This is a genomic window from uncultured Caballeronia sp. (genome assembly GCF_964243625.1).
Lineage (GTDB): Bacteria > Pseudomonadota > Gammaproteobacteria > Burkholderiales > Burkholderiaceae > Caballeronia.
This window is the reverse complement of the sequence record NZ_CAXTGZ010000373.1, coordinates 1-6,179: the sequence shown is the minus strand read 5'-3', so window position 1 is coordinate 6,179 and position 6,179 is coordinate 1. Positions and strand designations below refer to the sequence as shown.

Below are 6,179 nucleotides of genomic sequence, written 5' to 3'. Positions count from 1 at the left end.
GGTGGCGGTGTAGTTCCACTGGGTGGAGGAGAGCAGCAACGCATCGAGCGCGTCCCTTTCGATACCAAACGGCGGCCCCTTGGGCGTCGTGCCGAGAAAGTAGAATCCGGCGAGCAATGCACCCGGTCGAAGGAGCGCCGCCATGCGCGTGGCGTAATCCGGCCAGCGCTCACGCGGCAAAGCGCAGAGAAAAGCGCGCTCGTAAATCCAGTCCGGTTCAAACGGCGGCTGATACGCAAAGAAATCCGCCTGTTCGACCACGTCCGCGTGTACGCCCAATTGCTGACGAGCCGCGGCGACCGCGCTCGGTGAAAAGTCGATGGCCTTGACCTGCCAATTTTCCTGCGTGAGCCAAAGCGCTTCGTACGCGCTGCCGCAGGCGGGAACCAGCACGCTTCCCAAGGTTTTGCGATGCTCGAGCGCAAACGCCATGAACGCCTCGGGGACGCCAGCCTGATCCCACGGCATGAAACGCCGGTCGAACCGTTCGTCCCAGAACTCGGGCGAATTGGCGTCGCGAGTATTGAACACGGGCGCCGCAGCGGGCCCAGCCGGTTTGGGGTCATCGACCATGGTCTAGCCTCCGTACGCAATTACCTGCCAGAACTCGGCGAGCACGGCGCCTGCGGCCACCGCCAGACCAAAAATCAGCAGCGCCTGCAACAGCCGGTTGGTCCGCTTCTGCTCTTGCAGGACCAGGCGAATGAGTTCGTCATTGCCGCCACGCGACGAGTCGTGCTGACTGGCCAGCGCCTGATGGATCAAACGGGGCAACTGGGGCATCGTCTTGCTCCATTGCGGCGCCTCGAGTTTGAGCCGTTCATACCAGCCACGCCAGCCGACCTGTTCGTTCATCCAGCGTTCGAGATACGGCTTGGCGGTCTTCCACAGGTCGAGATCGGGATCGAGTGAGCGGCCAATGCCTTCCACATTCAGCATGGTTTTCTGCAGCAACACAAGCTGTGGCTGGATTTCGACATTGAAGCGGCGCGACGTGGAAAAGAGCCGCATGAGCACTTGTCCCAGCGAAATATCCTTGAGCGCCCGGTCGAAGTACGGCTCGCACACGGCGCGAATCGCGCTTTCGAGTTCTTCGACGCGCGTAGTCGGCGGCACCCATCCGGATTCCAGATGCAGCGTGGCGACGCGATGATAGTCGCGCTTGAAAAACGCCAGGAAGTTCTGCGCGAGGTAGTTTTTATCGAAGTCGGAAAGCGCGCCCACGATGCCGAAATCCAGCGCGATATACCGCCCGAACGTGTCCTCGGCCAGACTTACCTGAATGTTCCCGGGGTGCATGTCGGCATGAAAAAAACCGTCGCGGAAAACCTGCGTGAAAAAGATTTCGACGCCTTCCTGGGCCAGCTTGGGAATATCGACCCCGGCCGCCCGCAGCACTTCCACCTGGCTGATCGGCACGCCGACCATGCGCTCCATGACGAGGACCGTGGGCGCGGAATAGTCCCAGTACATCTCCGGGACCATCAGCAAATCGAGGCCCGCAAAGTTGCGCCGCAACTGGCTGCCGTTTGCGGCTTCGCGCATCAGGTCGAGTTCGTCGTGGAGATATTTGTCGAACTCGGCGACCACTTCGCGCGGTTTCAGGCGCTTGCCGTCGGCCCACAACCGCTCGGTCCAGTAAGCGATGTCGCGCAGCAACGCCAGGTCCGAATCGATGACCGGCAGCATATTCGGACGCAACACCTTCACCGCGACCGGTTTGCCCACGTGCGCGCCCGTCTTGATCTTGGCGAAGTGCACCTGCGCAATCGATGCGCTGGCAACCGGCACGCGCTCGAAGTCGTCGAACAAAACGTCGATAGGCGCACCCAGCGACTTTTCCACGATCGCGATAGCCACATCCGAATCGAACGGCGGCACCTGATCCTGCAACTTCGCGAGTTCATTCGCGATATCGACCGGCAGCAGATCGCGGCGTGTGGACAGCACCTGCCCGAACTTCACGAAGATCGGGCCCAGGCTTTCGAGCGCGAGACGCAAACGCACGCCGCGCGCGACCTCGAACTTTCGGCCGAACGTGGTCATGCGCATCAGCAGGCGAACGCGCCGGTCCTGAATGCCGCTCAGCACCAGTTCATCGAGCCCGAATCGCACTACGGTGAAGAAAATCTTGAAAAAACGCAGAAAGCGCATGGTTCAGCCCATTACTTGCTCGTGCCGCGCGATGACGCGGCGCCGGGCGCAGATGCGCCTCGGGCTTCGGCTTTTTGTTCGAGTCGCTCGATGCGTTTTTCGACGCGCGCAAGCGCGTCCCGGGCTATCGACAGTTCGGCATTGAAGGTGTCGAGGGCGCTGCGGCGCACGAGTTGAGGTTGTTCGTCGAGCAGGTATTCCGCCACGGATTCAAGCAGGTTGCGCCCCGACCGGCGCGCTTGTTCACCCACCAGCCGCACGGTGGAACCGATCCGGTACGCCGGCCCGTCACCAATCACGCGCGCCAGATCTTCTTCAGGTTCCCAGCGCAGATGCTCGGCCAGTTTCGCGATCGTCGTTGCAAACTCGGCGTCGCCTTCTATGCGCACGTGTTTCATCACGGCCGCCTGGCCGCCTTGCATGAACGCGGGAATGGCGTCTGGCGGCACGGAGAGCGTGACGTCGAAGGTAGCCTGGTTCTCGTCGATAGCGCCAATCAGCCCGTCTGGCTGCACCATCAGATACAGCGAGAACGGCGCGAGCACGAAGCACGCCGTCTTGCCTGCGTACGGGGCAAGACGCTCGCGGGCCCATGGTTCGCGCGCGAGCACGTGGTTCACAGCGGCCGCGAACGCCTTCGATGCGGTTCTGGCTGCGGCCTGGGTGGCAGAGGGGACTGCGGGTTGGGCGGATTCGTCTGCGTGCGTCATCGGCTCTGAGATGAAAAAACCCGCACAAGCGGTCACTCGTGCGGGTTTCTATTCTACCTTTGCAACTGGCGTTATCGTTTGGCAATGGTCACGCCAAACGCAACGTTAGCCGTCCGGTCTAGCCGACAAAGCCTGAACATGGCCTTGGTCGCCTTGGTCGCCCTGGTCGACACTCAGCTAACTTGCTGAATCCCGGCCAGCAACCAGCCTTCGTTGCCGTACTTCTGCTTCGACAGGTTCCAGATTTCGACGAACGGCTCGGCAGCAGCACCTTCCGTTTCGCGGATCAGGCCATGGAAACGGACGCTTGCGAGGCTTTCCGTGCCGCGATCCTCAACACCGAGGATGTCGGCATTGAGTTGCACGACATCCGTACGGTTCGGCTGCGTGCCGCGTGCGTCGATATCCAGCTTCACCTCAGCGAACATTTCCGGCGTGGTGAACTCGCGGATGTCGTTCGAATTGCCGCGATCCCACGCGTCCTGCAAACGCACAAAATAAACCTTCGAATTGCGCAGGAACGCTTCGGTATCGAAACCGGACGGCACGGCGACTTGCGGGGCTGCCGCTGCGTCGACCGGACTCGTATAGCTCTGAACGCCCGACGGACCGTACCCACCCGGCGCCGACGGCGGAACGTAGCTCGGTTCCTGCGGCTGATTCATGCCGGTACGAGCGCTGCCTCCAAACGGCGAACCCGCGCCGGCACTGGCCAAAGCAGGGCTCGCGCCTTTCCGGCGGTTCATGATGAAGCGGAAGATCATCACGGCAGCCAGAACGATCAACGCGATCATGATCATGTTGGCCATTGCGCCGGCGAACGCGCCGCCCAGACCGAAGTGCGACAGCAATGCCGCGATACCCAAACCAGCCGCAAGACCGGCGATCGGTCCCAGCCAGCGGTTACGCGCGGGTGCCGCAGCGGCGGCCGGCGCTGCAGCGGGTGCTGCGCGCTGAGCGTTCGCAGCCTGACCCGGCTGCATGGACTGCGACGGCGGCGTGGCCTGATGTTGTTGAGTGGCCGTAGTGGATTGACGGCCCATGCTACGGCCACCGCCCATGCGGCGAGCCTCGGCGTCTTCTGTAACGAGTGCACCGGCCATGATTACGCCAGCCAGCGCAACGACCCCGGCTTTCCTGAATAACGACTTCAGGAAACCCCGAGATTGGGGTAAGCGCGAATCGGACATTTCGAATCCTTTTAAAAAGTGGAACACTAAAATTTGGTCCCGACGTGTAACGCTACCACGCCACCTGACAAATTGTAATATTCGACTTGTTCCAAGCCAGCGCGTTCCATCATTGTTTTTAAAGTTTCCTGGTCCGGATGCATCCGGATCGACTCCGCGAGGTAGCGGTAGCTATCTGCATCTTTCGCTATCTTGTCTCCAAGCCACGGCAAGATCTTGAAACTGTACAGATCGTAGGCTTTCTTGAGCGGATCCCAAACTTTCGAGAACTCCAGGACCATCACTTTCCCACCCGGCTTCACGACGCGATACATTTCGGCCAAAGCACCATCTTTGTGCGTCATATTACGAAGTCCAAAGGCAACTGTAATGATATCGAAATAATTGTCGGGGAACGGAATCTTCTCTGCGTCGCAGATCAGCGTGGGCGTGATCACGCCTTTGTCGAGCAGCCGGTCGCGCCCAACGCGCAGCATCGATTCGTTGATATCCGTGTGCCAGACTTCGCCTTTTTCACCGGCCTGCTTGGCGAACGCTTTCGCCAGATCGCCCGTCCCGCCTGCCAGATCGAGCACTTTGTAGCCCGGCCGCACCTTCGCCTGGCCGATCGTGAACAGCTTCCACGCGCGATGCAAACCGCCCGACATCAGGTCGTTCATCAGGTCGTAATTGCTCGCGACTGAGTGGAACACGCCCGCCACCTTCTTCGCTTTGTCTTGTTCGTCGACCGTTTCAAAACCGAAGTGGGTCTTGCTCATCGCGTTTGTCCTCGCCTTTGTTCGTGTAATTGGCCGAACCCTTCGAGCAGTCGGCCTGGTGCTGCGGCAAATCGCCGCTGCCAAATTTAAAATGGGTCAGTGGCAGTGTCCGCCGGACGCTTTCGGCGCCATCGGCGTGTCGCGATCGACGCCAGCCGCTTCCAGCTTGCCCAGATACTCCGCCCACAACTCGTCCTGGCGCACTGCGAGGTCGTGCAGGATGTCCCACGAATAAATGCCCGTGTTGTGGCCATCGGAGAAATTGAGCTGGAGCGCGTAGTGGCCAACGGGATCGACAGAAATGATCGATACATCGCGTTTGCCTGTCTGCAGTGTTTCCTGGCCGGGACCATGCCCCTGAACCTCCGCCGACGGCGAATATACGCGCAATAGCTCGAACGCGAGGCGATACGTCTGATCGTTCGCGTATTGCAACTCGAGCGCGCGCGTCCTGGAATGCACGACGATGCCAGTCGGAATCGGCGTTTGTTTGGTAAGTCCGCTCATGTTGAGCCTTTATTGAAAGTCTTGGGCTATGACCCGAACGCCAGCGCCATTTCGCTGCGTACGGCTTCGCGCAGCAAGGTTGCCTGAGCGCGCCGGTTCGACAGCAGCGCCTGCGAGACCGTGCGCTGGCGCGGCGCCCAGATGGGCAGCGGGAAACGGGAATCGTTGGAATGGCGGGGAATGACGTGCCAATGGACGTGAGGCACCTGGTTGCCGAGGCTCGCCAGATTCACTTTTGCGGGCGAGATGACGCGCCGGATCGCGCGCTCGACGCCGTTCACCGCCGACATCAGCTTTGCGCGGTCCGCGTTCTCGAGATCGGACATCTCGGCTACGTGCGCGGTCCAGATCACGCGACAAAACCCCGGCCAGTCGGGCTCATCGGCGAGGACGACGCGCAGCGCGTCGTCCGACCACAAGACGTCGCCGCCGTCTTCACGACAAAAAACACAGTCCATCGTTTTCCTCTAGCGAAACTACCCCGGTTCGCTATTACACCAGCACGCGCTCGATCCCGCCATCGTTAGCACGTGCGACGTAATCTTCCATCCAGCTCGCGCCGAGGACCTTGCGGGCGATTTCCACGACGATGTAATCCGCTTCGATGTTCGCATCCTCGTTGTACCGCGACAAACCCTGCAGGCACGACGGGCAGCTTGTGAGGATCTTGACGTCGGTACCGGTGGATAACGCGCCGTCCCCTGCTTTTAGCACTGAACCCGGCGCAGCGCCCGCCGTTCCTGCAGACGCGTTCGCCAGATTGATGCCGTTGGCGCCAGCTTCGGCCACCAGCGGAATGTCGCGCAACTTCGCCGCGCCCTTGCGGATTTCCTCTTCCTTGCGGAATCGGACTTGCGTCG

At 60.9% G+C, this 6,179-nt stretch carries 8 protein-coding genes; all 8 read right to left on the bottom strand.

Going from position 1 to position 6,179, the window contains the following annotated elements:
- Positions 1-573 (bottom strand): methyltransferase domain-containing protein (locus ACFFAR_RS22055; RefSeq protein ID WP_375508471.1); only part of this gene is annotated, 573 nt, incomplete at its 3' end.
- A gap of 3 nt (positions 574-576) precedes the next feature.
- Positions 577-2,154 (bottom strand): ubiquinone biosynthesis regulatory protein kinase UbiB, encoded by a 1,578-nt coding sequence (gene ubiB / locus ACFFAR_RS22050; protein ID WP_375508470.1) that lies wholly within the window; start codon positions 2,152-2,154, stop codon positions 577-579.
- 11 nt (positions 2,155-2,165) lie between these two features.
- Positions 2,166-2,864, bottom strand: a complete 699-nt coding sequence (locus tag ACFFAR_RS22045) for an SCP2 domain-containing protein (protein ID WP_082771368.1) — start codon at positions 2,862-2,864, stop codon at positions 2,166-2,168.
- Between the two features lie 173 nt (positions 2,865-3,037).
- The gene (locus tag ACFFAR_RS22040; RefSeq protein ID WP_062169084.1) at positions 3,038-4,054 is read right to left on the bottom strand and encodes a Tim44 domain-containing protein; all 1,017 of its coding nucleotides are present in this window, start codon (positions 4,052-4,054) and stop codon (positions 3,038-3,040) included.
- A gap of 26 nt (positions 4,055-4,080) precedes the next feature.
- Positions 4,081-4,812, bottom strand: coding sequence for a bifunctional demethylmenaquinone methyltransferase/2-methoxy-6-polyprenyl-1,4-benzoquinol methylase UbiE (gene ubiE, locus ACFFAR_RS22035; protein ID WP_061998400.1), 732 nt, complete (start codon positions 4,810-4,812; stop codon positions 4,081-4,083).
- Positions 4,813-4,908: 96 nt separating this feature from the next.
- Positions 4,909-5,319: a gamma-butyrobetaine hydroxylase-like domain-containing protein gene (locus ACFFAR_RS22030; RefSeq protein ID WP_174364051.1), complete on the bottom strand. Its 411-nt coding sequence runs from the start codon at positions 5,317-5,319 to the stop codon at positions 4,909-4,911.
- Positions 5,320-5,345: 26 nt separating this feature from the next.
- Positions 5,346-5,777 carry an HIT family protein gene (locus tag ACFFAR_RS22025; RefSeq protein ID WP_061998398.1) on the bottom strand — a complete coding sequence of 144 codons (432 nt, stop codon included), beginning with the start codon at positions 5,775-5,777 and terminating at the stop codon, positions 5,346-5,348.
- Positions 5,778-5,811: 34 nt separating this feature from the next.
- On the bottom strand, positions 5,812-6,179 hold a 368-nt coding region (locus tag ACFFAR_RS22020), incomplete at its 5' end, for a DUF3400 domain-containing protein (RefSeq protein WP_174364052.1).